This window comes from Acinetobacter sp. (genome assembly GCF_049284435.1).
Classification (GTDB): domain Bacteria; phylum Pseudomonadota; class Gammaproteobacteria; order Pseudomonadales; family Moraxellaceae; genus Acinetobacter.
Genome location: NZ_JBAPXX010000114.1, coordinates 1 through 2,439 on the forward strand (window position 1 = coordinate 1; position 2,439 = coordinate 2,439).

Genomic DNA, 2,439 nt, shown 5'->3' on the forward strand with positions numbered 1-2,439 from the left:
ATCAGTATGTTGATCTATCTGAGTCTATTTAGCCGCCAGACTTTAGTGGCTATGTGGCAACGCTTGGGATTAACTTTTAAAGTCAGTGTATGCAGCTTTATGGCATCGCTGGGCTGGTTTACTGCTATGAGTATGATGAGTGTGCCTATTGTCAAAACGCTAGGTCAAATTGAGATTTTGTTCAGCATGCTGATTTCAGCATATTTCTTTAAGGAAAAACTGGCACGTGCCGAGCATTGGGGACTAGGCCTGGTGGTGTTCGCTGCCATTTTAGTGATCTGGGCTTAATTTTTATTTGAATTAAAAAAAGCCACTGATGATCAGTGGCTTTTTTTGTTTTTTTGAGAAGTTTAAGCTGCAATAAATGCCTGAACTGCCTGATTGAATGCTTCAGCCTGTTCCACACTTGAAATATGTGATGCATTGATTTCAAACAGTTGGCTGTTGGCAATGCTGTCTTGCATCGACTGACCATCAGCTACAGTTGTTACCGGGTCTTGCTGACCTGCAATAATCAGTACAGGAACTGAAATAGTCTTTAACTGTTCACGTAAATCCGCTTTAGCCAAAGCTTCACAGCAACTCGCATAACCTTCCGGGCTGCCAGCACCAAGGTCGTTTGAAAGTTCTGCAACAATCGCTGCGTTGCTTTGGATAAAGGGTTCGGTAAACCAGCGTGAGGCTGCAGTTGCTGCAATCGGTGCCAAGCCTTGCTCACGTACCAGTGCAGCACGTTCCAGCCAGGCCTGTTCCTGACCGATTTTTGCAGCTGTATTGCAAACAATCACGTGGTTAAAACGTTCAGGTGCATGAATAGCCAGCCATTGGCCAGTCAGACCACCCATGGAAATGCCACAAAAAGCAGCTTTCCGGATATTTAAATGATCCAGTAAATTCACCACATCTTGACCCAGTTGATCGAGTGTATATGGTCCTTGTGGAGCGCTCGAAGCGCCATGACCACGGGTGTCATAACACACTACAAAATAATCTTTCTGGAAAAAATCAATTTGTGGCTGCCACATGCTGAATTTGGTACCCAATGAATTGGAAAATACCAAAGCAGGTTTTGCTGCATCACCAAAAGTCTGGTAATTGATCTGTACATCGTTGGATGTAAATGTTGGCATTTTTTAGAATCCTTAATCTTATAAATCCCCCTAAATCCCCCTTTATGAAAGGGGGACTTTTAATGAGGATTAAACACGTTCAATAATTAAAGCGATGCCTTGACCGACACCAATACACATTGAACACAATGCATATTGACCGCCAGTTTGTTCCAGCTGGTTCAAGGCAGTGGTCACCAGACGTGCACCTGATGCACCGAGTGGATGACCCAATGCAATCGCACCGCCGTTCGGATTAACTTTTTCCGAGCCATCTTCAATACCTAGATCACGGGTACATGCCAGTGCTTGAGCAGCAAAAGCTTCATTCAGCTCGATCACGTCCATCTGCTCTAAAGTCAGACCGGTTTGTGCCAACAGTTTCTTGATGGCAGGTGCTGGACCAAAGCCCATGATACGTGGTTCAACACCCACAACTGTTGAACCAATAATTTTGGCACGTGGTTTCAAGCCATGTTGAGCAACCGCTTCATCAGATGCAATGAGCAGTGCAGCCGCACCATCGTTAATACCAGAAGCATTACCCGCCGTTACCGTACCATCTGCTTTCACCACAGGCTTCAGTTTCGCCAATGCTTCTGCGGTAGTTGATGCACGTGGATGTTCATCAGTATCGACAACCACCGGATCGCCTTTACGCTGCGGAATCACCACAGGAATGATTTCATTTTTATAGAAACCTTTGGCCTGCGCTGCTGCGGTACGTTGCTGGCTGGTCAGGGCAAACTTGTCCTGGTCTTCACGGTTGATGTTGAACTGTTCTGCCAGATTTTCAGCGGTTTGTGGCATGGTTTCCACGCCGTACATTTCTTTTAGTTTCGGATTGATGAAACGCCAGCCCATGGTGGTGTCTTCAATCTTTTGGCTACGGCCATACGCTGTTTCTGACTTGCCCATCACGAATGGGGCACGCGACATGCTTTCTACGCCACCAGCAATAATCAGATTGGCTTCACCGGCTTTAATCGCACGTGCTGCCATCGCGATTGCATCCATTGATGAACCACATAGACGGTTTACTGTCGTTGCTGGCACCTGATAAGGCAGGCCTGCAAGCAGTGAAGACATACGACCGACGTTACGGTTGTCTTCACCGGCCTGATTGGCACAGCCATAGATCACGTCATCGACCTGTTCCCAGTTCACAGATGGGTTACGTTCCATGAGCGCTTTAATTGGCAGCGCACCTAAGTCATCTGCACGGACAGGAGCGAGACCACCGGCATAACGGCCGAATGGGGTACGGATGGCATCGATAATATATGCATTTTTCATTTATTAAATCCTTAAAACCTTTTAATCCCCCTAG

General features: G+C 46.5%; 3 protein-coding genes. 1 reads left to right on the plus strand and 2 read right to left on the minus strand.

Annotated elements, in window-relative coordinates:
- Positions 1-288, plus strand: a 288-nt coding sequence (locus WAK81_RS10025) for an EamA family transporter (protein WP_422196693.1), incomplete at its 5' end; no start/stop codon positions are given.
- A gap of 62 nt (positions 289-350) precedes the next feature.
- On the opposite strand, the gene pcaD is transcribed toward WAK81_RS10025, so the two are convergent.
- Positions 351-1,130 (minus strand): 3-oxoadipate enol-lactonase, encoded by a 780-nt coding sequence (pcaD, locus tag WAK81_RS10030; protein WP_422196694.1) that lies wholly within the window; start codon positions 1,128-1,130, stop codon positions 351-353.
- 69 nt (positions 1,131-1,199) lie between these two features.
- A complete protein-coding gene (gene pcaF, locus WAK81_RS10035) occupies positions 1,200-2,405 on the minus strand; it encodes a 3-oxoadipyl-CoA thiolase (protein WP_005266324.1) in 1,206 nt (401 codons plus the stop codon).
- Positions 2,406-2,439 lie beyond the last annotated feature (34 nt).

Bases quoted from the DNA above. Each gene is read 5' to 3' on its own strand.
- pcaF (WP_005266324.1), bottom strand. From the start codon at position 2,405: ATGAAAAATGCATATATTATCGATGCCATCCGTACCCCATTCGGCCGT.
- pcaD (WP_422196694.1), bottom strand. From the start codon at position 1,130: ATGCCAACATTTACATCCAACGATGTACAGATCAATTACCAGACTTTT.